Genomic DNA, 26,269 nt, shown 5'->3' on the forward strand with positions numbered 1-26,269 from the left:
TCAGTCTCCCAACGTCGCGACCAGAAGCGCCTTGATCGTGTGCAGGCGGTTCTCGGCCTGCTCAAAGGCGATGTTCGCCTCTGATTCGAAGACGTCGTTGGTCACCTCGAGCCCGTTCTTCATGCCGTAATCCTTGGCGATCTGCTTGCCCATGGTGGTCTCGGTGTCGTGGAACGCAGGCAGGCAGTGCATGAACTTGACCTGCGGATTGCCGCTGGCCTTCATCAGCTTCGGGTTCACCTGGTAGGGCGTCAGCAGCTTGATGCGCTCCTTCCAGACTTCCTTGGGCTCGCCCATAGAGACCCAGACGTCGGTGTGGATGAAATCGACACCCTTGACCGCGGCCTTGACGTCCGCGGTTATGGTGAGCTTCGCGCCCGACTTGGCCGCAAGATCCTTCGCGATCTTCTGGTATTCCGCCGAGGGCCAGAGCGATTTCGGTCCGGCCAGGCGCACGTCCATGCCCATCAGGCAGCCGACGATCATCAGCGAATGCCCCATGTTGGATCGGGTATCGCCGACATAGGCGTATTTGATCTGGCTGATCGGCTTGTCGCTGTGCTCGCGCATGGTCATGACATCGGCCAGCATCTGGGTCGGGTGATATTCGTCGGTCAGGCCGTTATAGACCGGCACGCCGGCATACTTCCGCAGCTCCTCGACGCCGGCCTGGGCCGAGCCGCGATATTCGATCGCATCATACATGCGCCCCAGGACTCGCGCCGTGTCCTTGAAGGATTCCTTGTGGCCGATCTGCGAGCCGGCGGGATCCAGGTAGGTCACATGTGCGCCCTGGTCGTGGCAGGCCACCTCGAAGGCGCAGCGGGTGCGGGTCGAGGTCTTCTCGAAGATGAGGCAGATATCCTTGTCGGTCAGGTGCTTCTGCTCGGTCCGCGCATACTTTGCCCGCTTCAGGTCTCGGGCGAGATCCAGGAGATACTGGAACTCCCGCGGCGTATAGTCCTGCACGGTCATCAGCGACCGGTTGCGGAGATTGAAGCCCATCGGATTCTCCCTTCAGGGTGACTGGGTCAAATCGAGCAGCGTCAGGCCGGATCGCGCGAGATCGGGCAGGTCATGCAATGGCCGCCGCCCCGGCCGCGGCCGAGCTCGGCGCCACGCACGGTGACGACCTCGACGCCGGCCTTGCGCAGCAGCGTGTTGGTGTGGGTGTTGCGATCGTAGGCGACGACCACGCCCGGCTCCAGCGCCACCACGTTGTTGCCGTCGTCCCACTGCTCGCGCTGCGACTCGTAGGCGTCGCCGCCGGTGGCGACGGTGCGCAGCTTCTTCAGGCCGAGCGCGCCGGCGACCACGTCGAGCAGGTGCCCGGAATCGGGCCGCACCTCGATGCTTCCCTCGTCGTTGGCCGGATAGACGCTGTAGCAGCGAACCTGGTCCGCCACCTCCTGGAAATAAGTCACGAGATCGCGGTCGCAGAAAGTGAACACGGTGTCGAGATGCATCGCTGCGCGGCTCTTCGGCATCAGGCAGCCGATGACGCGGGTCGCGGCCTTCTGCTTGAACAGCGCGCGCGCGACCAGGCCGACCGCCTGGTGCGTGCTGCGCTCGCCCATGCCGACCAGCACGGTGCCGTTGCCGATCGGCATGACGTCGCCGCCTTCCAGCGTCGCCCGGTCGAAGTTCTCGTCGGAATCGCCCCACCAGATCTTGACCTCTTCCTGTTGGAAGAACGGATGGAACTTGTAGATCGCGCGCTGCAGCAGGGTCTCCGGCTTGCGGGCCGGCCAGTACATCGGATTGACGGTGACGCCGTTGTAGATCCAGCAGGACGGGTCGCGCTGGAACAAGGTGTTCGGGATCGGCGGCATGATGAAGTCGATCTCGCCGAAGGCCGCCTTCTGCATCGACTTGTGCCGGCTGTCCGGCAGGTCGGAGATCGCAATTCCGCCGATCAGGAAGTCGGCCAGCTGCTTGGCCGGCACCTCGTCAAGCCAGGGCCGCATCACGGCGCAACCCATGACGCCCAGCGAATTTTCGGTGATCCGGCGATCGAGGACGAATTTCCGGGCCTCGGGGATGGCCATGATGTCAGTGAGGAGATCGGCGAGCTCCAGCACCTCGACGCCGCGCTCCTGCATCTTCTGTACGAAGTCGTAATGGTCCTTCCGCGCCTCGGTGACCCAGATCACGTCGTCGAACAGCAGGTCCTTGCAGTTGCCCGGCGTCAGGCGCTCATGCGCGACCGACGGCCGGCAGACCATGACCGTCTTGAGCTTGCCGACTTCCGAATGAACCCCGAACTTCGGCATCAAGTCCTCCCAATCGCTGAAGCCGCGCTTCGCGCCTTCTGCGGTGCGCCGGCCTCGCCCCGATCTCCTTGAAATGCCTTTGCCTTTGCCCTCGGGGCTATTTGGACCTTAGTCCAATCGGCGAATCCGGCGCTTTGACCGAACGCAATGCCGCGATGCCAGCGCACAAATGCGACCCGGCCTCGCGGCCCATGGCCTTTGGGCCAAATTGACCCCGCGCAGCCTTCCCGCAGGATGGCGGCTACGGAGTCGGAGGCGTGACCGGGGCGTCGCGACGCCCTCGTTGCATGCAGCCATCACGAAGGGACGTCCATGGAACTGTTTCAGGCCTTTCCCATCGCCATCATCGACGAGGATTTCGAAGGCGAGACCGCGGCCGGACGCGGCATGCGACGCCTCGCAAAGGCGATTGAGGCCGAAGGCATCCGCGTCGTCTCCGGCTTGAGCTATGCCGATGCCTACCAACTCGTGAACGTCTTCAACAACGAGGCCTGCTGGATCGTCTCGGTGGACGGCCTCGAGGACAATCCGAAGCAGTGGGACCAGCTCGAGGAAATCCTCGCCGCCAAGCGGAACCGCAACACCAGGCTGCCGATCTTCCTGTTCGGCGACAACCGCACCGCCGAGGTCGTGCCGACGCGGGTGTTGAAACATGCCAACGCCTTCATGCGTCTGTTCGAAGATTCCGACGAGTTCATCGCCCGGGCGATCGCGCGCGCCGCCAAGGTTTACATCGACGGCCTGGCGCCGCCGATGTTCAGGTCGCTGATGGAATACACCCTGAATGCCAGCTATTCCTGGCACACCCCGGGCCATGGCGGCGGCATCGCCTTCCGGAAAAGCCCGGTCGGGCGGCTGTTCTATGAGTTCTTCGGCGAGAACACGCTGCGGTCGGATATCTCCGTGTCGGTCGGGTCGGTGGGCTCGCTGCTCGACCATACCGGGCCGATCGCGGCCGGCGAACGCAACACCTCGCGCATCTTCGGCACGGATTCAACCCTGTTCGTCGTGGGTGGAACCTCCACCGCCAACAAGATCGTCTGGCACGGCACGGTCTCGCGCGGCGACCTGGTGCTCTGCGACCGCAATTGCCACAAGTCGATCCTGCATTCCCTGGTGATGACCGGGGCAACGCCGATCTATCTCATCCCCTCGCGCAACGGGCTCGGCATCATCGGGCCGATTTCCCGCGACCAGTTCACCCCGCAATCGATCGCCAAGAAGATCGCCGCCAGTCCCTTCGCCAAGGGGACCAGCGGCAAGGTCCGCCTCATGGTCATGACCAACTCGACCTATGACGGACTTTGCTACAATGTCGACGGCATCAAGAAGTCGCTCGGCAAGTCGGTCGATATCCTGCATTTCGACGAAGCCTGGTACGCCTACGCGAACTTCCACGAGTTTTACGACGGCTTCCACGGCATCTCGTCGTCGAAGCCGGAGCGGTCCGAGCACGCGATCACCTTCGCGACGCAGTCCACGCACAAGCTGCTGGCGGCGCTGTCCCAGGCCTCGATGATCCATGTCCAGAACGCGGAGACCGCGACGCTGGACATGGCGCGATTCAACGAATCCTTCATGATGCATACCTCGACCTCGCCGCAATACGGCATCATCGCCTCCTGCGATGTCGCCGCGGCGATGATGGAGCAGCCGGCCGGCCGCGCGCTGGTGCAGGAGACCATCGACGAGGCGCTGGGCTTCCGGCGCGCCATGACCGCGGCGAAGACCCAGCTCAAGGGTTCCTGGTGGTTCGACGTCTGGCAGCCGGACGCGATGGCCAAGAAGCCGGTCGCCGATACTGCCGCCTGGACCCTGAAGCCCGGCGACAAATGGCACGGCTTCGAAGGCCTCGCCGCGAATCACTGCATGGTCGATCCGATCAAGGTGACCATCCTGTCACCGGGCCTGTCGGCCGACGGCGCGATGCAGGCCCAAGGCATTCCCGCGGCGATCGTCGTGCGCTTCCTCTCCGGGCGGCGGATCGAGATCGAGAAGACCGGCCTCTATTCCTTCCTGGTCCTCTTCTCCATGGGCATCACCAAGGGCAAGTGGAGCACCCTGGTGACCGAGCTCCTGAACTTCAAGGAGCTCTACGACGCCAACGCGCCGGTCGCCACGGCGATCCCCAGCCTCGCCGCCCATGGCGACTTCTACGCCAAGATGGGCCTCAAGGATCTCTGCGACGCGATGCACAAGGTGTACCGCGCCGACAAGGTGCCGCAGGCCCAGCGCGCCATGTACACGGCGCTGCCGGAGATGGCGCTGCGGCCGGCCGATGCCTATGAGCGCTTCGTTCGCGGCAAGGTCGAGAGCGTTGAGATCGATCATCTGATGGGCCGCACTCTCGGCGTCATGGTGGTGCCCTATCCGCCGGGCATCCCGGTGATCATGACCGGCGAGCGCCTGACCAAGCAGACCAAGTCGATCCAGGACTACCTGCTCTATGCCCGCGAGTTCGACGAGAAGTTCCCGGGCTTCGAGACCGATATCCACGGGCTCCGCTTCGAGCCTTCGCCCAAGGGCCGGCGCTACCTGGTCGATTGCCTCACGGAGAAGGGGCGATGATCCCGCGCTCGGTCCGCTCGCCGACCATCCCGATCCCCTTCAACAAATTCCTGAAGGTCGTGGCGGTTGTCGATCGGAACAATCCGCAGACTAAGGAGCTCCTGGACCAGATCGCGGCTCAGAACTACGAAGTCGAGATCAGAGACCATTTCGATCACGACCTCGATGAGGATACGGATGTCGGTGCCTATATCGCCTTGATCGACGGCGACTGGCGGGAGCCGGCCCGCGCCATGGCCCGTGCGATCCGGGCGCTCGGCTTCGGGACGCCGCTTTGGGCGCTCGCCGACTCGCACCAGATCGCGGACTTGAGCATCGTCGCCATGGTCGGCGAGGTCGAGGGCTACATCTATCTCGGCCAGCAGACCCCGGTCTTCTATGCCAAGCAGGTGGTGGCAAGCGTCGTTCAATACGGAATGAAGCTCATCCCGCCGTTCTTCGGCGGGCTGCTGGCCTATGATTCCGAGGCCAACATCGCCTTCGACTGTCCGGGGCATCAGGGCGGGCAGTTCTATCTGAAATCCCCGGCCGGCCAGCTGTTCTTCAAGTATTTCGGCGAGAGCATCTTCCGCAACGATCTCTGCAACGCCGATGTCGATCTCGGCGATCTGCTGATCCATGAAGGCCCCGCGGCCGAAGCGCAGAAGCATGCGGCGCAGGTCTTCGGCGCCGACCGGACCTATTTCGTGCTGAACGGCACCAGCACCTCCAACAAGGTCGTCACCAATGCGGTGCTGAAGCGCGGCGACCTGGTGCTGTTCGACCGCAACAATCACAAGTCGATGCACCAGGGCGCGTTGGTGCAAGCGGGCGCCATCCCGGTCTTCCTGCCGACCGCGCGCAACCCCTTCGGCATGATCGGCCCGGTCGATTGGGAAGCGTGGGACGAGCAGGCTCTGCGCGATCGGATCCGGGCGAACCCGCTGGTCAAGGACAAGAGCCTCGCCGACCGGGAGCGGCCGTTCCGCCTGGCTTGCATCCAGCTCTGCACCTATGACGGCACCATCTACAACGTCCGGAAGGTGCTGGAGCGGATCGGCCGGCTCTGCGACTACGTGCTCTGGGACGAGGCCTGGATCGGCTACAACGCCTTCCATCCGCTGTTCGAAGGCCACAGCCCGATGCGGCTGGAGAACCTGACGCCGGACATGCCAGGGCTGTTCTCGACCCAGTCGGTGCACAAACAGGGTGCCGGCTTCTCCCAGGCCTCGCAGATCCACAAGAAGGACAACCACATCCAGGACCAGAAGCGCGCCGTCAACCACAAGCGCTTCAACGAGTCCTTCCTGATGAACGCCTCGACCTCGCCGTTCTACCCGCTGTTCGCCTCATTGGACGTCAATGCCGAGATCCACAAGGGCAAGGCCGGCGAGATGATGTGGGACCGCTGCATCGCGCTCGGCATCGAGGTCCGCAAGAAGCTGCGCGAGATCGTGGCCCGCTACGAGAAGGCCGGCTGGGGGCCCGAGGAGAAGTGGTTCTTCGATCCCTTCGTCCCGGACAAGGTCACGATCCGCGGCTCGAAGTTCACGGGCGACGTGACCGGCGCCGCCTGGGAAAGCCTGCCGACCGAAGTCATCAAGCACGAGCAGCAATGCTGGAACTTCAAGCCGCACAGCAACTGGCACGGCTATGCGATCGGCGCCGAAGGCTATGCCATGGTCGATCCCAACAAGCTCATGCTGCTCACGCCGGGCATCGACCGCCAGACCGGCGGGTACCTCGACTTCGGTGTGCCGGCCACGGTGGTCGCCAATTATCTCCGCGAGCAGCGGATCGTGCCGGAGAAGTGCGATCTCAACAGCATCCTCTTTCTGATGACGCCGGCCGAGGACGAAAGCAAGCTCAACACGCTGATCGCCCGGCTCGTCAAGTTTAAGAATCTCTGGGACGCCGATGCGCCGCTGGCCGACGTATTGCCGACGCTCTACGCGGCGCACAGCGCGCGCTATGCCGGCTACACGATCCGCAAGGTCTGCAAGGAGATGCACGACTTCTATCGCCAGGCGGACATCAAGGAGCTGCAGAAGCGCTGCTTCCGGGCCGAGAGCTTCCCGGAGCTGGCCATGTCCTCGGAGCAGGCCTATGAGGCGCTGGTCGCCAACGAGGTCGACTACGTGCCGATGACCGAGGTCAAGGGCCGCGTCGCCGCGACCCTGGCCCTGATCTACCCGCCGGGAATCGGCGTCATTGTTCCCGGCGAGCGCTGGGACGATCGCGCCCAGCCGATGCTCGAATACTTCAACGCCTTCCAGGAATCCTTCAACCGCTTCCCCGGCTTCAACTACGAAGTCCAGGGTGTGTACCAGGAGCGAATCGACGGCCAGATCAAGTTCCACACCTACGTGGTCCGCGAATAGCGGCGAGGGGGAGAGTCATGCCGAAAAAGAAGATGAACCTGATGCAGCTCACGTTCATCGTGGCTGTGAACATGATGGGCTCGGGCATCATCATGCTGCCCGCCAACATGGCGCAGGTCGGGGGCATCTCGCTGCTCTCCTGGATCGTGACCGCCTTGGGCTCGATGGCGATCGCCTACGGCTTCGCCCAGGCCGGCCTCTTGAACCAGCGGGCCGGCGGCATGGCCGCCTATGCGGAGGAGGCCTACGGCAAGTCGGGCTACTTCCTGACCTTCTTCCTTTATTTCCTGTCGCTGGCGATCGGCAATGTCGCGATCGCGATCTCGGCGGTCGGCTACCTGTCCTCGTTCATTCCCTGGCTCTCCTCGGCACCGATCGCGACCTGCATCGGCGTGATCGCGCTGGTCTGGATCACCTCCGCCGCCAACTTCGGCGGCCCATCGATCACCGGAAAGATCGGCTCGATCACGGTCTGGGGCGTTATCATCCCGGTCGGTCTCCTGTCCTTCCTCGGCTGGTTCTGGTTCAGCTCGGAGACCTTCGCTGCGGCCTGGAATCCGCAGGGCCTCAGCCTAGGGCAAGGCATGGGGTCTAGCATCTCGCTGACGCTCTGGGCCTTCCTCGGCATGGAATCCGCGGCGCAGAACTCCGATGCGGTCGAGAATCCGAAACGCGATGTGCCGCTGGCCTGCATGTTCGGCACGCTTGGCGCCGGCGTGGTCTACGTGCTCTCCACCACCGTGATCCAGGGCATCGTCCCGAACGCGGAACTCGCTGCCTCCAACGCACCCTTCGCCCTCGCCTATGCGCAGGCCTTCAACCCGGTCGTCGGCAAGATCATCATGGCGCTTGCGGTGATGGCCTGCGTCGGCTCGCTGCTCGGCTGGCAGTTCACGATCGCCATGACCGCCAAATCCGCCGCCGAAGAGCGAATGTTCCCGGCCTTCTTCTGCCGGCTGAACGGCATGGGCGCGCCGGTCGTGGGCATGATCGTGCTGGGCGTGCTGCAGACCCTGCTCGCGCTCTCGACCATCTCGCCGACCTTGAGCGAGCAGTTCTCGGCGCTCGTCAATCTCGCGGTGGTGACCAACGTCATTCCCTACATTATCGCGCTTTCGGCCCTGTTCGTGATGATGAAGGCTGCCGGCGTCACCGGAGCGAAGTTCCAGATCAACACGGTCGTGACCGTGGTGGCCATGCTCTACAGCGTCTATGCGCTCTATGCCTCGGGCAAGGACGCGGTGCTGGGTGGCATGCTGGTCACGGCACTCTGCTTCCTGATCTGGGGCTTCATCGCACCGCGCTTCACCGGCCCGCGGACTGCGTCCGCCGTGGCGGCCTGACGCAGGGAGGACAGCATGATGATCCGAATCTCCTTGGCGATCGCCCTCGTCGCCGGCGCGCTCACCGCGGCGGCGGCTTCCGCCCCGGCCGGGGCCGGCCCGGTCGCCGACCGCATCAAGGCGGCCGGCAAGATCGTGATCGGCTATCGCGACGGCGCCGCGCCCTTCTCCTTCAAGAACGAGCAGGGCCAGCCGGCCGGCTATGTCATCGATGTCTGCCAGGCGGTGGCCGACGATCTGCAGGTGCCGGTCGAATGGGCGCCGGTCGCCGCCGACAATCCCTACGCCGCGGTGGCCGAGGGCAAGGTCGATATCCTCTGCGGTGCGACGGAAACGCTGTCGCGCCGCAAGGAAGTCTCGTTCTCCATCCCGATCTTCCGCAGCGGGCTGGGCGTGATGGTGCGTGCCGACGCGCCGGTCCAGCTGCGCCAGGTGCTGAACGGCGACCCGGCTGGTCCCGTCTGGCGCGGCTCGCCCGCCCGCATCCTGGACCAGAAGACCTTCGCCGTGATCAAGGGCACGACCAGCGAGGAGATCCTGAAGGGCGCGCTGCGCAAGCTGCAGATCTCCGCCAAGGTGACGGAGGTCGAGTCCTTTCAAGCGGGGGTCGCGGCCGTCGCCGACCGCAGCGCCGACGTGCTGCTGGGCGACCGCTCGATCCTGGTCGAGTCCGCCCATTCCAGCCCGGAGGCGGCCAATCTCCTGGTGATCGACCGGATCTTCACCACCGAGCCGGTGGCGTTGCCGCTCGACCGCAATGACGAGGACTTCCGGCTGTCCGTGGACCGGAGCCTGAGCCACCTCTACCGCTCGAACCGCTTCCGCGACATCTATCGCAAGTGGTTCGGCGAGCCGGACGAAGCCGCATTCGACTACTTCCGCGCCGCGGCCTTGCCGGACTGAGGGCCTCAGGCTCTTCAGCATTTTCCGCGGGCCACACACAGGGGTCTGCAATCGCAGTGCGCCGTCGTGACGATCCTCACGAAGGCGGCTTTGATTCCTTGCCGTCTCCACCCACCCGCTACCCTATGGCCATCCAGGTTGCGATCCATGGAGGCGTGCTATGCATCGATCTCTCAGAGTGGCCTTGGTTCTCCTCTCCCGTGCAATGGCCTTCATCACAGCGCTCATGCTCGGCGCGGCAGGCGCCACGGCCGATGGCTGGCCGGTGGCGCATGGCAATCCCGCCAACACCAGCTATCAGAACGTGGTGACGGCCCCCGCAGCGACGCCGGTGAAGGTCATGAATGCGCTCGGCACTTTCGCCGACGGCATGACGCCGATCATCTCGGCTCAGGGCAATGTCTTCCTCGCCACCCGCGAAGGCAACATCATCGCGCTGCGGTCGGACGGGACGCCCTGGTGGAGTTTCCAGCTGCCTTACGAGTGGTCGGTCCGCTCGACTCCCGCCGTTACCAGCCGCGGCGAGCTCTTCGTTCTGGCCTCGCGCATCGTGAACGATCACCGCAGCAGCACGACGGAAAAGCGCATCGAGAGCCAGCTGTTGGGCTTTGCCGACGGCGGGACGCTGCTGTTCCAGATCACGCTGCCGCGGCGCGGCACCGGCGGCATCAGCACCGCACCGCTCAACATCGTGCGCGATCCCGGCGGCTTTGAGTCGGTGGTGTTCCCGATCCAGTACATTTTCCCGGGCGGAGGCTACTACCAGGAGCTCTGGCTCATGGCCTACAACCGCTTCGGCGTGGTCGAAGGTCAGGTGAAGGTCGCCGACACGCATGGGACGATGGAAACCGCCGATCTGCGCTACGGCTACCATTTCTTCATCAACCTCGAGCCCGATGGCATTCCGCATTACCAGCGGCCGATGCACGCGGTCGCCGTTCCGCATGGCGACGGCCTCGATCCCTCGATCGTCGTGGTCAACGACGAGATGGGATCGGTGGCGCGTTATCGTTTCACCGGCCGCTATGGCGACGGCTTCACCGAGATCGAGCGCTGGCAGCAGGGCGGGAAGGATCCGGCGGTCTCCGCGCCGGTCGTGGCGCTGAACGGCGCCGTCCTGTTCAACCGCCTGCACGACGTCCTGGTCCTGCAGACCGACGGCACGGACCAGCTGCGCAAGCTCAGCGGTGACCCGGGGCGCGCCCCGCCGGCCGTGCTCCCGAACGGCCGCGTGCTGCACGCCTCCGGCAACGAACTGCAGGAAGCGGGCGGCGGACCTTTGGTGTCGAATTCGACCTACGATTCGCCCACCGCCACCCGGAGCTATATCTACAGCGCGGAGATGAGCCGCCTGGCCACCTACCGGCTGGACGATCTCTCGCTGGTGGCGAGCTATGAATGGGACCTCGGCGGGCGACAGCAACCCGCGGTCGGACCGCTCGGGCATATCTATGCCCTGACCTTCAATGCGTTCTACATCTTCCCGCCGGATGCCAACGTGGCCACCGGCACCAACATCGGTCCGGGCGGCGTTGCCGGCGCGACCACCGAGCCGGGCAGTGCCGGAGCCGCGCCCAATTCGGTGATCAAGACCGGCACGTTCAACCCCGCCATTCTGACCCAGCCGGGCGTCACGAATCCGTAGAGCATCGATCCCCGGGCCGCGGCGGTCTCAGGCCGCGGCCCGGCCGGTCACGGGATCGGCCATCCGCGGCTCGATGTCGCCGTGGAACTCCGGCCGGTAGGGCTTGGCGGTCGGCGGCAGCGCCCGCTTGATGAACCAGTCGGGATTGCGCCGCTGGATCCGCACCGCCCGGATCACCTCCTTGTAGCCTTGCCACAGGTTCGGCGTCGGCGCCGGCAGATCGTCGCGCAACAGGGCGTGCAGCTTCGGCAGCGCGTGATAGGGCACCATCGGGAACATGTGGTGCTCGACGTGATAGTTCATGTTCCAGTAGATGAAGCGCGAGATCGGATTGAGCATGACGGTGCGGCTGTTCAGCCGGTGGTCGAGCACGTTCTCGGCCAGCCCTCCATGTTGCAGGATTCCGACCAGCACCATGTGCCAGCAGCCGTAGAGCCGCGGCAGGCCGATCAGCACGAAGGGCAGGATCGACTGCAGATAGAGCGCGGCGGCAGCGGTCGCCGCGTAAATCAGGCACCAGACCCGCGCCACACGGAAGACGCGACGGCGCTCGCTCTCGGGAATATAGAGCGCTTCCTGCGGGTCGAGCCGTCCGCCGGCATTCAGCAGCATCAGCCGCAACGCCTGCAGCACGTCGAAGACGCCGAAGAAGTTGCCGAGGATGCGCAGGACCTTGGCCGGCCGCATCATCACGATCTCCGGGTCGCGGCCGACAATGACCGTGTCGGTGTGGTGCCGGCTGTGGCTCCAGCGCCAGGTTACGGGACTGCGCATGATCATGAAGCAGGCGAGCTGATAGACCGCGTCGTTCATCCAGCCGGTGCGAAAGGCGGTGCCGTGGCCGCATTCATGCCAGCGGCTGTCCGAGGCCGAGCCGTAGAACACGCCATAGGCGGCGAAACACGGCAGGCACCACCAGGTGCCCCAGGACCAGGCACCCAGCCCGCCGAACACGACCATGGCGCCCAGCCAGATCGCGGTGTCGCGGAGCGCCGGCTGGTCCGAGCGCTGCATCAGCGCCTTCATGGTCTTGCGGGGGATGTCGCTGTGATACCAGGCGGCGGAGGCGAGGCCACGCTCGACGGCCAGTGCGCCATCCGGTCCGGTCAGGCTGTAGTCGCGCGTGTGCATCAAGGCTCCCGGCAGTGCGGCAGTGAGTTTAGGGCTCTACGCAGGAACTTGAAAACTGGAGCGGGCGAAGGGATTCGAACCGAGCCGCCATTCCCTTATGTTCGGCTACGGACGCTGACGTGCGATAAGCGCTTACGAAGCTTTGACATTTTCAAAGACGTCGCCGAATCTCATTTCTCTCGGCTCCAGCCAAGCTCTCTTTCTGGAGCTTCTCCAGCGCTTCCCCGTCGGATTCATGCCGTTTTTCGGGGAAGCAGTATTAAGAACAGATCATGGCCAAACTCAGCAAACGCTCTGTGGATAGCCTCGCATCGCTCTTCAATCGCGATGTCTTCGCCTGGGACGGCGAAGTCCGCGGCTTCGGAGCCCGGGTCAAGCCGAGTGGCGTGAAGACCTACTTCATCCAGTATCGAAATTCAGATGGCAGGACGCGACGGATGGTCATTGGAAAGCACGGGAATCTGACGACCGAGGAGGCCAGGGACCTCGAGACCACGGAAGCAGGCGGGTGGAGTGAGTGCCTGAGGGGGAGAGGCTATCGCCTAGCCTATCGTGACCGAGAGTTGATGATCGCCCGGTTCGAGGCGAATGCGCACGTTGCCATCATTGCTATCGACTACTCTGCCATCCAGGACCGCCTGGCAGACGCTGCGACCTGTGCCCGGACGATTTGTGCAACTGATCACCAAACGGCTTGATTCCACCCGGATCGTCGCCTCGAAACCCGGCCACGCCGACGGGATGCATGGACTCAAAACCAAGAAATCACCTTCCCGGCGGATGCCGAGGATGCCTTCGATGCCGGCGCGATACATCCAGGCGGCCGAGCCGGTATACCAGGTCCAGCCGCCGCGGCCGGCATGAGGCGCCACCGAATAGACATCGGCCGCGATGACATAGGGCTCGACCTTGTAGCGCTCGAGCTCCGCCGGCGTGCGGGCATGATTGATCGGGTTCAGCAGCCCGAACAATGCCTGGGCCTTGTCGCCCTGGCCGAGCTTGGCGAACGCGAGGATGGCCCACATGGCGGCATGGCTGTATTGCCCGCCGTTCTCGCGGATGCCGGGCGGATAGCCCTTGATGTAGCCGGGATCGCTGCGCGTCACGTCGAAGGGCGGCGCAAACAAGAGCGCCAGACCCGGGTCGTCGCGAACGAGCTGTCGCTCGAGGGCCGCCATTGCGGTGGCGGCGCGTTCAGGATCGGCGAGCCCTGACAGGACGGCCCAGGTTTGCGCGATGGAATCGATCCGGCATTCCTCGCTTTGCTCCGATCCGAGCCATGTCCCATCGTCGAAGGTCGCGCGCCGATACCAGGCACCGTCCCAGGCTTCGCGTTCCATGGCATCGCGCAGTGAAGCCGCCTGGTGACGCCATGTTCTCGCTCGCTCCGGCTCGCGGTCCTCCGCGAGGGGTGCAAAAAGGGCGACGGTCCGGAGCAGCAGCCAGCCGAGCCATACACTCTCGCCTTTGCCGCCTTCGCCGACGCGGTTCATTCCGTCGTTCCAGTCGCCCGTGCCGATCAGCGGCAGGCCGCGTTCGCTGACCAAGGACAGGGATTGGTCTAGCGCACGGGCGCAATGCTCGAACAGAGTGCCCGACTGGTCCGAGACCATCGGCTGGAAGAAGGCGTCGTGTTGTCCCCCCGTCAGGGAGGGACCTTCGAGAAACGGGATGACCTCGTCCAGAACGGCGGCGTCGCCGGATGTTGCAACATAGCTGGCGGTCGCGAAGGCCAGCCAGGCCCGATCGTCGGAGATGCGTGTCCGCACGCCCTGGCCGGTTTGCGGCAGCCACCAATGCTGCACATCGCCTTCGATGAACTGTCGGGCGGCGGCGCGCAAGAGGTGCGCCCGCGTCTCCGCGGGACAGGCGAAGCTCAGCGCCATGCCGTCCTGCAACTGATCGCGGAACCCGTAGGCACCGCTGGCCTGGTAGAAGGCCGCGCGGGCCCAGATGCGGCAGGCGAGAGTCTGATAAAGCAACCAGCCGTTCAGCAGGATGTCCATGGCCCGATCGGGCGTTTTCACCTGAATCGTCCCGAGCACCGCGTCCCAGTGCTCCTCCACGGCCGCGAGGACAGCATCGAGATCGGTTTTGCGGTAGCGGTTGATCAGCGCGCGCGCGGCTTCAGCGGAGCCGCATTCCCCGAGGAACCACACAACCTCGATCGTTTCGCCGGCGGGAATCTCGACCACGCATTGCAGCGCTGCGCAAGGGTCGAGGCCGGCGCCCCGCGTGCCGGAGAGCTTGGCGCCGGCGAGCAAAGCCGCCGGCGCGGCGGTGCCGCCATGACGGCCGAGAAACGCGGCGCGGTCGGTCGTCCAGGCGGTCTGACGGCCGCGAAGGTCGGCAAAGGCGACCCGGCCGGGAAAGGCGACACTCCAGGGGTTGCGCGCCAACAGGGCGCCGCTGACGCCGTCCAGCTCCGTGACGATGAAGGGAGCAGAGGCGCCACGAGATGTGCCGAGGACCCATTCAGCGTAAGCGGTGATCGCGAGGCGGCGCGGGCCGTCAGAAAGATTGCGGAGCGTCAGACGGGAGATCTTGATCGGATCCGCGAGCGGGACGTATTGCAGCAGCTCGGAAGCGATGCCGCTCACCTGATGCTCGAACCGGCTGTAGCCATGACCGTGGCGTGCCACGTAGCTGCCGCCATCGTTGATCGGCTGTGCGGTCGGGCTCCAGACCGCACCGGTCGCTTCGTCGCGAAGGTAGATCGCCTCGCCGGTCGGATTTCCGACCGGGTCGTTCGACCACGGCGTGAGCTGATTCTCCCGGCTGTTCTCCGCCCAGCTATAGCTGCACCCCTCGGCCGAAGCCTGGAACCCGAAGGCGGGATTGGCGACGACATTGATCCAGGGAGCCGGCGTCGTGTGGTCTGCGTTGAGAACCGTCACGTATTCCCGACCGTCCTTCGCAAAGCCGCCGGTTCCGTTGAAGAACTCTAGATCGGGGGGGCTCGGCGTGATGATGCTTTCCGCCGGAATCAGGCGATCGACGTCTGGCACGCGCTCCCCGGTTGCTTTCGGCAGGCGCGCGAGCTGCTCGGCAATGCTGCCGCGCCGCGCCACCAGCGCCACGCGCGCCACCGATTGCAGCAATGCCCGTGCCTCGACGGTCATCAGATCGGCGCGCAGGACGGTTATCGAACCTTGCGCCAAGTCGCCGTTGAAGCGCGGGCGGGATTGGCTGCTGCGCACGGCGGCCTCGATTGCCGACTGAAGATCCTGCAGGTAGGAGGAAGCGCGCTCGTTCACGATGACGAGATCGACTGCAAGACCCTTCATGCGCCAGTATTCATGCGCACGCAGCAATTGCCGGACCTGCGCCATGTCCTCGACATCGTCGACGCGCAGCAGCACGATCGGCAGATCGCCGGAAATGGCGTGCGGCCACAAGCCCGACTGAGGCCCGGCACCTCGGATGATGGTCTCGGAGGGCGGCCGGAAGCGCCGATCGGAATAGAGGATCGGCGCTGCCAGGCTCTGGAAATCCGCGGCCTCGGCGGACTTGATGTTGAGATGGCGAAGCTGCACCTGGGCTTGCGTCCAGGCGAGAGTCTTTGCCCGCTCGAATGCGTTCGCGTCGTGGTGCTTGTCGATCAGGTCGATCAGTGCACTGCTGGAGGGGGCGACCAAAGTCCAGAAGGCGATGCGCGCAACCCCACCCGGCGGAACAATGATACGCTCACGCAGGGAGAAGATCGGATCGAGCACGACCCCGACCGTATCGGACAACGGCGTGCCGCCAACGATGGCGCCTGGCGCGGCGACATGTCGGTTCCGGCCGAGAAATCGCGCCCGATCGGTCTCGTATTGCGGATCGCCGACGGCGTCTCCTTCGACTACGGCGAAATGCGCTGCCCAAACCTGCGGCTCATCGGGCGAGCGGCGGCGGCGCGCAGCGACCAACGCACCATATTCGGGAAGATACTCGGTCTCGATGAAGAGTTTCGAGAAGGCAGGATGCGCATTATCGGCGGCGGGTTTGGTCAGAACCAACTCGGCGTAGGAGGTCACCTCGATCTCGCGCGGGCGGCGGCCGCTGTTGGTGAGTGAGATGCGCCGTACTTCCCCATCGTCCTCGCCGGAGACGATCACATCCAAAGCTGTCGTGAGGGTGCCGTCGCGACGAAAGAACTCCCCGCGATCCTCCGCAAAAGTGACTTCGCCGCGCTCCACCTCGCGTCCGAGCGGCTGGATCCCGGTGGTCCAGACGTTGCCGCTCTGCGCGTCTCGGAGATAAATGTGCGATCCCCAGTCGTCGCGGGTCGGATCCTCGCGCCAACGCGTTATGGCGATATCGCGCCAGCGGCTATAGCCGGCCCCTGCGGCGGTGAGCATGAGGGCGTAGCGCCCGTTCGAAAGCAGATGCGTGACCGGCGCCCCCGAGATGGTGGCGGCATCGAAGCGGCGCTCGGTTGGGGCTTCCGTGTTGTCCCTGGCGGCCGCGGTCTTGACCTCCTCCGCCCGCGGATGCGCGGTGGCGACATCCCGCGGCATCCGTTCTTGGAGCAGCAAGTCGCTGGCCTGGATCATCGGTTCGCGGTGGAAGCGGTCGCGCATCTTGCCGTCGTTCAGCGTGTTGGCGATGGCGACGATCGTCATGCCCTGGTGGTGCGCCATGAAGCAGCGGACGACGACGGCAGCTTTCCCCTCGGGAAGCCGGGCCTGGGTAAAATCCAGAGCCTCATAGAAACCGAAACGGCCATTCGCACCCAAGGTGGAAAGTCGGTCATAGTTGAGCCTGGCGCGCTGCGGGTCGACCATCGTGGCGAGGCCGGTCGCATAAGGTGCGATGACGACGTTCTCGGATAACCCCCGCTTCAAACCGAGCCCGGGCACGCCGAAGTTGGAATACTGGTAGGTGAACTCGAGGTCGCGGGCATTGTAGGCGGATTCCGAGACACCCCAGGGGATGCCTAAGGAACGGCCGTAGGATTCCTGCCGCCGCACGATGAGCCGATTGGTCTGCTCCAGCAGGCTGCCGACCGGCGCGCGCATCACCAGCGACGGCATCAAATATTCGAACATCGAGCCCGACCAGGAGATCAGTGCCGATCCGCTGCCGATTGGGGTTGCCGCGCGGCCCAGCCGGAACCAGTGACGGGTCGAAACGTCGCCTTTGGCGATGGCAACCAGGCTGGCGAGCCGCGCCTCCGAGGCGAGCAGATCATAGCAGCTTGGATCGAGGCGGCGATCGGCGACCGAATAGCCGATCGAGAGCAGTTTCCGCTCGGGGTCGAGCAGGAAGGCGAAGTCCATGGCCAAGGCCATCGTGCGCGCTTCGCCGGCAAGTGCCGTCAATCGATCGTCCAGGGCTTGCCGCTGCCCGCGCTGCCCGCCGGTTTGGAGGCGGTCGCGGCTTTGTTCGATCACGCATTTCCGCAGCGCATCCACCCAGAAGATCAAGTCGGCCGGCGGATCATCGGTGGCCGTCGGCATGAGATCGTGCGCCGCCTTGGTCGCTTTTGCACTCAGCCGCATCAAAGTCGGCAGCAGACTCTCGTCGGCCTGCCCGCGGCTGAGTTGCTTGTCGATCTTTTCCAGGATTGCGGAAAGCGCTTGCCCCGACGTCCCGGTGGCGACCGGCAGAGCGGCAATCGCTTCGCGCGCCAGAAGGAGAGCGTCCGCCATCCCGCGCCGATCCGCCGCGTCCAAGGCGGGGGAGCGCCATTCTTCGCAGGCATTGGCCATCGCGATCAGATGGCCGGCCAGATTGCCGCTATCCACAGACGAGACATAGGCAGGCGCCAGCGCCTGAAGGTCACGCGTTCCATACCAGTTGAAGAAATGGCCCTTGAACCGCGGCAGGCGCCGCAACGTTGCGAAAGTCGCTTCCAGGCGCTCTACCGTCTCGACCGTCCCAGCCCAGCCGAAATCCCGGGCGGCAATCGCCGACAGGAGATAGAGCCCGATGTTGGTGGGCGACGTTCGCTGCGCAACGACAGGCTTTGGATCCTCCTGGAAATTGTCCGGCGGGAGCATGTTCTCCGCGGGAGTGACGAACGTCTCGAAGAAGCGCCAGGTCCGTCGCGCGATCAGACGCAGCGCCTGCGCATCGGCATCCGAGACGACGAACTGTTGTCCCTCCACCGGCGCCCGGCTGGCCCAATGCGCGAGGGCGGGCGCGCCGAGCCAGGTCAGTCCGAAGAAAAGGGCAAGCGGCCAGGACGAGGGCGCGACCGCCACCGCCCCCGCCGCAATGATGGAGCCGAGCGCCGCGCCGCCGGCCAGGGCTCGATAGGACGCGCGGAAGTCGAGGCGGGGCCGCCCGGCCGATTGTGCCGCCGTGGTCCATTCCAGCAGGTGGCGGCGTGACGAAAACAGCCGTGTCAGCGTGCGCGCAATGGCATCGCCTGCACTCCAAGCCTGGTCCGCCAGAAAGACCACCGAAAAAATCGTTTGCCTGGTCGCGAGCTGCAGGTCGGACGCCAGATTGCCAAGGTGGTTGCGGAATCGGATATCCGGACGACGCGGCACCAACGACGAAAGCACCGGGAGCAGCGCCGGAAGCGCGATACTGCAGAGAACGAGCAGGGTCCCGGTTGCCGCGGCCGGCATCGGAAACAGCCAGCACAGCCCGAGTGCTGCCAAAGTCAGCGGCGCGGTGAGCGAGCGCTTCAGGTTGTCCAGTATCTTCCAGCGCCCGACCAACGGCACCCGCTGCCGACCGAATATCCATGGCAGCAGCTGCCAGTCGCCGCGCATCCAGCGATGCTGGCGCCGTGCCGCGACGTCATAGCGGGGCGGGAAGTCCTCAATCACCTCGATGTCGGATGCGAGGCCGGCGCGGGCGAAGATGCCTTCGAAGAGATCATGGCTGAGCAAGGCGTTTTCCGGCACGCGGTTTGCGAGGGCGGCCTCGAAGGCGTCGACGTCATAGATGCCCTTGCCGGTATAGGAGCCTTCGCCGAAGAGGTCTTGATAGACGTCGGAAACGGCCGCCGCGTAAGGGTCAATGCCGCCGGGCCCGGAAACAATCCGCTGATACAGCGATCCTTCCCGGCCGATCGGCAGGGAAGGCGTTACCCGGGGCTGCAAAATGCCGTAGCCATTGACCACCCGCTGCTCGGCCGGATCGAATATCGCCCGATTGAGCGGATGCGCCATCTTGCCGATCAGACGCAGCGCTGCGTCGCGCGGCAGGCGGGTGTCTCCATCGAGGGTGATGACATAGCGCACATCGAGGGGTACCGCGGGGTCGAGACCTGCGACCGGCACGAAGCTGGTGTCGGCGGCGCCGCGCAACAATCGATTGAGCTCATGCAGCTTGCCGCGCTTACGCTCCCAGCCCATCCATTTGTCCTCGGATGGATTGAAGATGCGCCGCCGGTGGAGCAGCAGGAACCGGTTTCCACCTCCAGGGCCGGGTCCGTGACGCACATTCAGATCGGCGATGGCCCGTGCCGCGACGTCGAGCAGCACGGCATCACCTTCCATGACCTCGTGGTCCGCGTCCAGCCCATCGGTGAGGAGCGCGAAGGTGAGGTCGCCACCCGCACCCGCAAGGTGATGCACTTCCAGACCTTCGATCTGGCTCAGTACCGCATCCTCGGTGGTCAGCAGGGTCGGCACCGCGATCATCGTGCGCAACGATGCCGGGACCCCCGCAGCGAGTTCGAGTCCGGGCAGCGTAATCGCACCGAAACTCCAGGTGACCGCGCGATTGACCAATGCGGTCGCCGGACCGGTCGCCGGAATGAAGGCGAAAAGCAGGAAAAGCGGGTACCAGCCAACCGGCAGGCCGGAAGCGGCCAGCGCCCACAGTGACAAGCCGAGCAGAACAAAGGTGGTCAGCAGAATCCCGCCGACATAACCGCCGAGGCCCAGACGAATGTTGAAGCGGGTGATGGATAGCCGGACCGGAGCCCGGAATCCGATGCTCTCCTCGAAAGGTCGGCGGCCTTCGGAAATCAGATGATAGCCGGGGTCTCCGCGCCGTTCGGCCGCTTCCGGCTCCGCCGCCGCAGTCTTGCGCGATGTCTCCAAGGCGCGTTCGGCGATTTCCAGTTCCGAGTAGGCCGATCCGCGCGCGAGCTGCTCGATGGCGCTGCGATAGAGATTCCGAGTCGCGAAGTCCATCGCGGCAAATCCGCTCGCGGTGCCCAATTCTGCATCCACCAGACTCACGCTTTCGAACCAGGTCGCCCAATCGATGTCCGAAATCAGGCGCATGCTGGTGATGATATTGCGCACCGTGAGATTGGCGGCACCCTGCCGCTGCAACACGCGCTGCACCACATCGTCGATATTCGTGCCCTGAAGCGCGAGACGTTCCGTGAGCCAGCCGAGCGCCGGCGTGGTCTTCGGGTCCTGATCCCGCAAGCGCTTCGCGAGCTGCGCCGTGAAACGCTCCGACAGCGGCTCTGCGGAGCGCGTGGCGATATCCGTCTCCAGTGCGGAACGTGCGTTCCCAGCCGTCAGCAAGCGGTCGGCGAGCGCGTCGGCTTGCGCCCGCGCGTCGTCGCCGGCTGCAATCCGCTCCGCCAGGCGCCTCAAATTCTCGATCAGCACGATGCGCAACGTGATCGCGACCGCCCACAATTCTCCGATCGTGAGCGGCTGGACGCGCTGATAGGCGGCGATGTAGCGCCGCAAGGTTTCGGGATTGAAATGACTGTCCGTATGGGCCACGAAGGCCCAGACGAGGCCGAAGACGCGAGGGTAGCCGGCAAAGGGACCGGCGGCCAGCTTCGGCAGCTGGCGATAGTAGCCCGGCGGCAGGTCGTCACGGATCTCGCGGATTTGCTCCTCGACCAAGTGATAGTTGTCGAGCAGCCACTCGGCGGCCGGGACGACGTCGAGCCCGGCTTCGAGCTCCGCAGCGCTTCGGCGATAGACCGCGAGCAGCACCGCAGCATTGTCGTTCAGCCGCGCATGCAGCGAAAGAACCTTGGCAGGCTTGGCCGTTACCGGCTGGGCGGCGGCCAGGCTTTCCGCGTGCTGCTCCAATCGTTCAATGCTGAATAGCTCTTCGCGTACCGGTGTCGAATCGTTCCACGGCACCGGCGGAGTGCGACGGCCGATGCTGTTCCGGAACAGGATTGCGAAGGATCGTGGATTCAAGTGCCGCCGATGCTCGCCGATGGACCGCGGAGGTCGGCCTCAAGCGCGCCCTCGAGTTCGCCGGGTTCAACGGGAAAATCCTGCCGCAGCGTGGCGACCACTGAAACAGCCGGCGTATGCAACGTGCCGGCGGTGCGCCGATAGGCGGAAAACGACAGGCCCAGGATCTCTGCTTCGTCTACGACCAGCCGGTAGGTTCCGGCCGGCAGCGCCACGTCGCACGATCGCAGCGTGAAGGGATGACGAAATGTCACCATGGTCTCAGTGCTTCGATCGGGCATCTGCGTGCTCCATTCGAAAAGAGAAGGCCCCGCAACCTCATCAGGCGCGGGGCCACTATGTCTTTGCGCCCGATTGGGACGATCGCGCCTCACATCGCGCTATTTCGAACCGCCAGTACATCCGTGGTCGATCCGAAGGAATCCAATGCGAGGCTGCGCTCAGTCCAGGACCTTCAAGCTCTCGGCCGACATCTTGCCGCTCCTTTGATCGGAGGCGAGCTCGAACTCGAGCTTCTGGCCTTCGCGCAGATGGCCGATCCCGGCGCGCTCCAGAGCACTGATATGGACGAAGGCGTCCTTGCCGCCCGCGTCAGGTGTGATGAAGCCAAAGCCCTTCTGGGCGTCAAACCACTTAACGGTTCCCGTCGTCATGAGGAAACCCTTTCCTAAAAACAGAGTGTGCTGACCTGCAAAGCGCGGGCCGTCGAAATCGCATTTTCGGGAGAGAGGAGTATCAGCTTGGCGCGAATGGCTTCTGCGCAAGGCCAAGTCTTCTGGCCGTCCATCGACTGTCTTTACATGGTCCTGCAGCGTCGCGATTGCAAGGCTTTATTCCTCAATGTGCAGAATTGAACAGCGCGCAACCCTCGGCTCAGGCATATGACTTGTAGCGACGCCTTGGAGGGTTTGTGCCGGCATCGGGCTGCGCTTGGTGCAATCTCAATCGTCGCCTGCGCGGCAGTGTCGATCGGTCTGCTGGCATTTGCCTGATGGTCGCGCCAGCGGTACGCCGCAACGGCCGCCTCAGTTTATTTTACATCTTCTATTGTAATTCTTAACAAAGATACAATATTACATGAACAGCGGCAGACGCTAATACGGTCATCCCGGCCACTCCCGCCTTCACCACCCAATCTGGCATTTGATCCTGGATGCGTTCGGCTCAGGGCAGATACCCGCTTGCGGAGCGCGTCCATCGCAGTCAAGGAGCATTGCTCATGCGTACCATCAACCTGCTGACTGCCGTCGGATTGGCAGCTTTACTCGCGCTCGCCGCCTGCCACACCACCGCGGGCGTCGGCAAGGATCTCTCGAGCGCGGGCGGAGCGCTTACGAAAAGCGCCAACAAGCATTCCTACTGACGTCGACGGCGCCGGTCGTGCGACCGCGGACCGGCCTGTTCGCGCCCAATGGGCAGCGGAGATCGGTCGGGAACTCAGTCCGAAAAGGGTGACGCCATCATGATGAAATACTTTACGCCGCCGATCGTCGTTCCGATTGCGGTTGTGGCACTGGTCCTGATCGCCGCCTTCCTGCGAATGGCGTGAGCCATGCTGACATCGAGACACGAGCCGCCCGTCGCACCAGCCGAAGCGGAAAAGACTGTCGCCAGTCCCATGGTCGCGGCCGGGTCTCTGTCCGAGACAGAGACCGCCGAACGTCACGCCGTCGTCTGGGCCAGCGTGGTGGAGTATCTGCCGGATCTCCGCGCCTTTGCCAACGCGCTGGTGGGAAGTCGCCATCAGGCAGACGACCTCGTGCAGGTCGCGATCCTGCGCGCGCTCGAAGCGGCCCAGCAGTTCACGCCGGGTACCAACTTCAAGGCCTGGGTCTTCACGATTCTCCGCAATGTCCTCTACAACCAGTGGCGCTCGCCGGCTTCCCGACACATGAGCCTCGACGATTGCATCGAGTACGCGCCGACCGTCGCGCCGAGCCAGCAGATGACGCTCGAGTTCTGCGATTTTCGCCGCGCCTTCGCTCAGCTGGTGCCCGAACAGCGCGAGGCCCTGCTGCTCATCAGCGTTTCGGGCTTCGAATACGGCGAGGCTGCGGCGATGTGCGGCTGTGCGATCGGTACGGTGAAGAGCCGGGTTTCTCGGGCGCGCGCCGTCCTGAGGGGCCTGATGGACGGCGGTTCGATGGCGCTGCGCCGACAACACGTGTCACCAGTCGCGATGATGGATGTTGCCGGATTTGGCGTTTCAGGTGTCACGGCTGCCCGACCTTACTCCTGAGGAATGACTCAAATGAAACTTGGAATCATCCGGCGTGCGAGATTGGGCGTAGAGGAGCCGGCTTCCCGCACCTTCAAGCGCCTGGAGCGAACCTGCCTGAGCTGCGGGACTGCTTTCGACAGCGCTTGGGCCGGTGAGAGGATCTGCCTGCGCTGTAAAGGGACAAGTGCCTGGCGCATCGGTATTTCGACCACCTCGACCGGCTCCAGCCACAGCCATTCGAGATCGGGCCGCAGGGCCGCCTCATAGGAGAAGGGCCACATGGCACTCAGCTTCCCAAATCAATCGCGCAGCTACGACTCGCGAAAGCAATGCGTCCGGTTTTGGGCCCATGACGCATCATTCGAGATCCCGTTTTTCGTCGAGGCCGGTGCACTGGCCCGCATAGATCCCGAAGCGACGTCTGACGAGGCTGGGCTGCTGGGCGTGTTCGATCTCAACCGCGATCGCATCTGCGCCGCGGCCGGACGTGCTTATGCACGCGATCGGCGCGGCTCGTACACATTGGCGGCGGCGGACCTGGGATGATCCCCAGCGCGCATCTCATCGGGCTCATGTCTGGGTGCATGAGCGCAGATAAGGGCCGTTGAGCGCCGACGCCTCTCGCGCCAACTTCTTCAGCACAGAGCCGAACCGCTCAACCCAATCTGCTGCATCCAGGCGCGTCCTGGAAGGCACGAGGCTCGCGCCGATGCAGTGAGGAACCGACCAGTCATTTTGAAAACTGGAGCGGGCGAAGGGATTCGAACCCTCGACCCCAACCTTGGCAAGGTTGTGCTCTACCCCTGAGCTACGCCCGCGCTCCGTCTGCCTATTATAGAGAGAGCCGGGAAGGGTGTCCCGGCCGGGCAGCGGCGCGCATCATAGCGGCCGGATTTCCATTTGCAAGCGGCCAATGGGCCTTTTTCTTCAAAGATTTAGGCGGACTCGGCCGTGGCGGCCCGGAGATTGGCGGCCAGCGATTCGAGCTGCCCCCGGAGCGCCGTGAGCTCGCCGAGCGTGAGGCCGGAGGCGCAAAACAGCGCCTGGGGGATGCCCTTGGCCTTCTGCTTCAAGGCCCGCCCGGAGCCGGTGAGGCTGATCCGGACCTGGCGCTCGTCGGCGGCGTCGCGCAGCCGGCTGACCAGCCCGGCCGCCTCCAGCCGCTTCAGCAGCGGGGTCAGGGTGCCGGAATCGAGCCCCAGCCGGCCGCCGATCGCCGAGACCGTGACGCGATCCTCCTGCCACAGCACCAGCATCACCAGGTATTGCGGATAGGTGAGCCCCAGCGGCTCCAGCAGAGGCTTGTAGGTCGCGTTGAAGGCATGGGCCGCGGCATAGACCGCAAAGCAGAGCTGGTTGTCCAGCCTGAGGACCTCGCCGGTCCGGGCGCTTTCCGATGCGTTCTTCATTCTCCGCTCCTTGAACCGCCGGCCGCCCGAAAAATTGATCTTCGGGCAACGTGATCCTTGTCACAAGATTTTAATTGTGCACAATTGAGTTGTCCACTATGTAATTCCCCACTAGGACGCAATCAAGCCATCCCCGATCACCCGCAAGGAGAACACCCATGTCCGTGAATGTGCTCTACACCACCTCTGCCACCGCCACCGGCGGCCGCGACGGCGAAGCCGCGACCAAGGACGGCAGCTTCAAGGTGAAGCTCTCGACCCCGAAGGAGCTCGGCGGCGCCGGCGGCCCGGGCAACAACCCGGAGCAGCTCTTCGCCTCGGGCTATTCGGCCTGCTTCATCGGCGCGATGAAGTTCGTCGCCTCGCAGAAGAAGGTCGCGGTCCCGGCCGACACCACTGTCACCGCGACGGTCGGCATCGGCCCGCGCTCCGAAGGCGGCTTCGGCCTCACCGTCTCGCTCGACGTTAGCCTGCCGGGCATGGACAAGGCGGCGGCGCAGAAGCTGGTCGACGAGGCCCATCAGGTCTGCCCGTATTCCAACGCCACCCGCAACAACATCGACGTCAAGCTGAAGGTCGCCTAGCAACCAGCGTCATTGCCGGACTTGATCCGGCAATCTGCTGCAGATGCGCGGGTCAAGCCCGCGCATGAGGCGGAATGTGGCGGCCACCGTCTTCCCCTCACCGGACGGTGGTTGCGCCTCATTGGGTTGCAAGAGAACGGGCCGGCCGATACCTTGCCGGCCCGTTTTCGTTTCTGGCGCCCCAAGGTTTTAAGCCATCATGTCCGAAGCCCCGCAAGATCCATACGAGCTGCAGAAGAACCTGCCGACCAGCCCCGACCAGCTGCTGGAACGGCTGGGGGAGCTCGGCATCTCCAGCCACACCGTCGATCACGCGCCGGTCTTCACCGTCGAGGAGTCGAAGGATCTGCGCGGCCAGCTGCCGGGGGGCCATGTGAAGAACCTTTTCCTCCGCAACAAGAAGGAAGAGATGTGGCTGGTGACGGTCGAGGAATCCAAGCGGGTCGATCTCAAAGCCCTCGGCGAGAAGCTGACCGGCGCCACCGGCGGTGCGGCGAAACTCTCCTTCGGTTCGGCGGACCGCCTGATGCAGTATCTCGGCGTCATCCCCGGCGCGGTGACACCCTTTGCCGTCATCAACGACAAGGGCAAGGCGGTGAAGATGGTGCTGGACCAGGACCTCATGCGCCACGACGTGCTGCACGCCCATCCGCTGGTGAACTTCAAGGCCACCGCGCTGGCGCCCAAGGACCTGCTGCGCTTCCTCGAGGCCGAGGGGCATCCGGCCCAACTGATGGCGATCCCGGTCAACGCCGGCCAATAAG

At 64.5% G+C, this 26,269-nt stretch carries 18 protein-coding genes, 1 tRNA gene and 1 pseudogene; 11 read left to right on the forward strand and 9 right to left on the reverse strand.

Annotated features, from left to right (window positions below; genetic code table 11):
• Both ACYQ4T_RS19890 and arcA read right to left on the reverse strand, forming a co-directional pair.
• The gene (locus ACYQ4T_RS19890) at window positions 1-1,005 is read right to left on the reverse strand and encodes an ornithine carbamoyltransferase (RefSeq protein WP_459857869.1); all 1,005 of its coding nucleotides are present in this window, start codon (window positions 1,003-1,005) and stop codon (window positions 1-3) included.
• Between the two features lie 41 nt (window positions 1,006-1,046).
• The gene (gene arcA, locus ACYQ4T_RS19895) at window positions 1,047-2,273 is read right to left on the reverse strand and encodes an arginine deiminase (protein WP_459857871.1); all 1,227 of its coding nucleotides are present in this window, start codon (window positions 2,271-2,273) and stop codon (window positions 1,047-1,049) included.
• Window positions 2,274-2,585: 312 nt separating this feature from the next.
• Here arcA and ACYQ4T_RS19900 point away from each other — a divergent pair, with 312 nt between their 5' ends.
• The 5 genes from ACYQ4T_RS19900 (at window position 2,586) to ACYQ4T_RS19920 (ending at window position 11,092) form a co-directional block, all read left to right on the forward strand.
• Entirely contained in the window at window positions 2,586-4,841 is a 2,256-nt protein-coding gene (locus ACYQ4T_RS19900; protein WP_459857873.1) for an Orn/Lys/Arg family decarboxylase, read from the forward strand.
• The gene (gene speC, locus ACYQ4T_RS19905; RefSeq protein ID WP_459857875.1) at window positions 4,838-7,201 is read left to right on the forward strand and encodes an ornithine decarboxylase; all 2,364 of its coding nucleotides are present in this window, start codon (window positions 4,838-4,840) and stop codon (window positions 7,199-7,201) included. Before ACYQ4T_RS19900 ends, speC begins: the two co-directional genes overlap by 4 nt.
• Window positions 7,202-7,218: 17 nt before the next feature.
• On the forward strand, window positions 7,219-8,544 hold the full coding sequence (potE, locus tag ACYQ4T_RS19910) for a putrescine-ornithine antiporter (protein ID WP_459857877.1): 1,326 nt from the start codon (window positions 7,219-7,221) through the stop codon (window positions 8,542-8,544).
• Window positions 8,545-8,559: 15 nt separating this feature from the next.
• Window positions 8,560-9,447: an amino acid ABC transporter substrate-binding protein gene (locus ACYQ4T_RS19915; protein ID WP_459857879.1), complete on the forward strand. Its 888-nt coding sequence runs from the start codon at window positions 8,560-8,562 to the stop codon at window positions 9,445-9,447.
• Between the two features lie 178 nt (window positions 9,448-9,625).
• Entirely contained in the window at window positions 9,626-11,092 is a 1,467-nt protein-coding gene (locus ACYQ4T_RS19920; protein WP_459857881.1) for a hypothetical protein, read from the forward strand.
• 27 nt (window positions 11,093-11,119) lie between these two features.
• Here the strand turns inward: ACYQ4T_RS19920 and ACYQ4T_RS19925 are convergent, their stop codons facing one another.
• Complete coding sequence (locus ACYQ4T_RS19925) at window positions 11,120-12,223, reverse strand: fatty acid desaturase family protein (RefSeq protein ID WP_459857883.1); 1,104 nt, start codon at window positions 12,221-12,223, stop codon at window positions 11,120-11,122.
• Between the two features lie 272 nt (window positions 12,224-12,495).
• Here ACYQ4T_RS19925 and ACYQ4T_RS19930 point away from each other — a divergent pair.
• Window positions 12,496-12,699 (forward strand): annotated as a pseudogene (locus ACYQ4T_RS19930) (Arm DNA-binding domain-containing protein); the annotation flags it as partial.
• Between the two features lie 66 nt (window positions 12,700-12,765).
• Here ACYQ4T_RS19930 and ACYQ4T_RS19935 read toward each other — a convergent pair.
• The 3 genes from ACYQ4T_RS19935 to ACYQ4T_RS19945 form a co-directional block, all read right to left on the reverse strand.
• On the reverse strand, window positions 12,766-21,291 hold the full coding sequence (locus tag ACYQ4T_RS19935) for a GH36-type glycosyl hydrolase domain-containing protein (protein WP_459857885.1): 8,526 nt from the start codon (window positions 21,289-21,291) through the stop codon (window positions 12,766-12,768).
• A complete protein-coding gene (locus ACYQ4T_RS19940) occupies window positions 21,288-21,572 on the reverse strand; it encodes a hypothetical protein (RefSeq protein ID WP_459857887.1) in 285 nt (94 codons plus the stop codon). The genes ACYQ4T_RS19935 and ACYQ4T_RS19940 overlap by 4 nt, the downstream gene beginning before the upstream one ends.
• A gap of 159 nt (window positions 21,573-21,731) precedes the next feature.
• Window positions 21,732-21,944: a cold-shock protein gene (locus tag ACYQ4T_RS19945; RefSeq protein WP_459857890.1), complete on the reverse strand. Its 213-nt coding sequence runs from the start codon at window positions 21,942-21,944 to the stop codon at window positions 21,732-21,734.
• Between the two features lie 566 nt (window positions 21,945-22,510).
• On the opposite strand from ACYQ4T_RS19945, the gene ACYQ4T_RS19950 reads away from it, so the two are divergent.
• Together ACYQ4T_RS19950 and ACYQ4T_RS19955 are read left to right on the forward strand one after the other, a co-directional pair.
• Window positions 22,511-22,654, forward strand: a complete 144-nt coding sequence (locus ACYQ4T_RS19950) for an entericidin A/B family lipoprotein (protein ID WP_459857893.1) — start codon at window positions 22,511-22,513, stop codon at window positions 22,652-22,654.
• A 189-nt stretch (window positions 22,655-22,843) separates the two neighbouring features.
• Window positions 22,844-23,530, forward strand: coding sequence for a sigma-70 family RNA polymerase sigma factor (locus ACYQ4T_RS19955; RefSeq protein ID WP_459857895.1), 687 nt, complete (start codon window positions 22,844-22,846; stop codon window positions 23,528-23,530).
• Window positions 23,531-23,538: 8 nt separating this feature from the next.
• Here the strand turns inward: ACYQ4T_RS19955 and ACYQ4T_RS19960 are convergent, their stop codons facing one another.
• A complete protein-coding gene (locus ACYQ4T_RS19960; RefSeq protein WP_459857897.1) occupies window positions 23,539-23,793 on the reverse strand; it encodes a hypothetical protein in 255 nt (84 codons plus the stop codon).
• Between ACYQ4T_RS19960 and ACYQ4T_RS19965 the strand changes: the two genes are divergently transcribed.
• Window positions 23,792-24,058: a DUF1488 family protein gene (locus ACYQ4T_RS19965; RefSeq protein WP_459857899.1), complete on the forward strand. Its 267-nt coding sequence runs from the start codon at window positions 23,792-23,794 to the stop codon at window positions 24,056-24,058. The genes ACYQ4T_RS19960 and ACYQ4T_RS19965 overlap by 2 nt on opposite strands.
• A gap of 197 nt (window positions 24,059-24,255) precedes the next feature.
• Here ACYQ4T_RS19965 and ACYQ4T_RS19970 read toward each other — a convergent pair.
• Together ACYQ4T_RS19970 and ACYQ4T_RS19975 are read right to left on the reverse strand one after the other, a co-directional pair.
• Window positions 24,256-24,330: transfer RNA gene (locus tag ACYQ4T_RS19970), tRNA-Gly, on the reverse strand.
• Between the two features lie 117 nt (window positions 24,331-24,447).
• A complete protein-coding gene (locus ACYQ4T_RS19975) occupies window positions 24,448-24,921 on the reverse strand; it encodes a MarR family winged helix-turn-helix transcriptional regulator (RefSeq protein ID WP_459857903.1) in 474 nt (157 codons plus the stop codon).
• 158 nt (window positions 24,922-25,079) lie between these two features.
• On the opposite strand from ACYQ4T_RS19975, the gene ACYQ4T_RS19980 reads away from it, so the two are divergent.
• Both ACYQ4T_RS19980 and ACYQ4T_RS19985 read left to right on the forward strand, forming a co-directional pair.
• Entirely contained in the window at window positions 25,080-25,505 is a 426-nt protein-coding gene (locus ACYQ4T_RS19980; protein WP_459857905.1) for an organic hydroperoxide resistance protein, read from the forward strand.
• A 199-nt stretch (window positions 25,506-25,704) separates the two neighbouring features.
• Window positions 25,705-26,268 carry a prolyl-tRNA synthetase associated domain-containing protein gene (locus ACYQ4T_RS19985; protein ID WP_459857907.1) on the forward strand — a complete coding sequence of 188 codons (564 nt, stop codon included), beginning with the start codon at window positions 25,705-25,707 and terminating at the stop codon, window positions 26,266-26,268.
• The last annotated feature ends 1 nt before the right edge of the window (window position 26,269 follow it).

The sequence above is a fragment of the Dongia sp. agr-C8 genome (assembly GCF_054658695.1).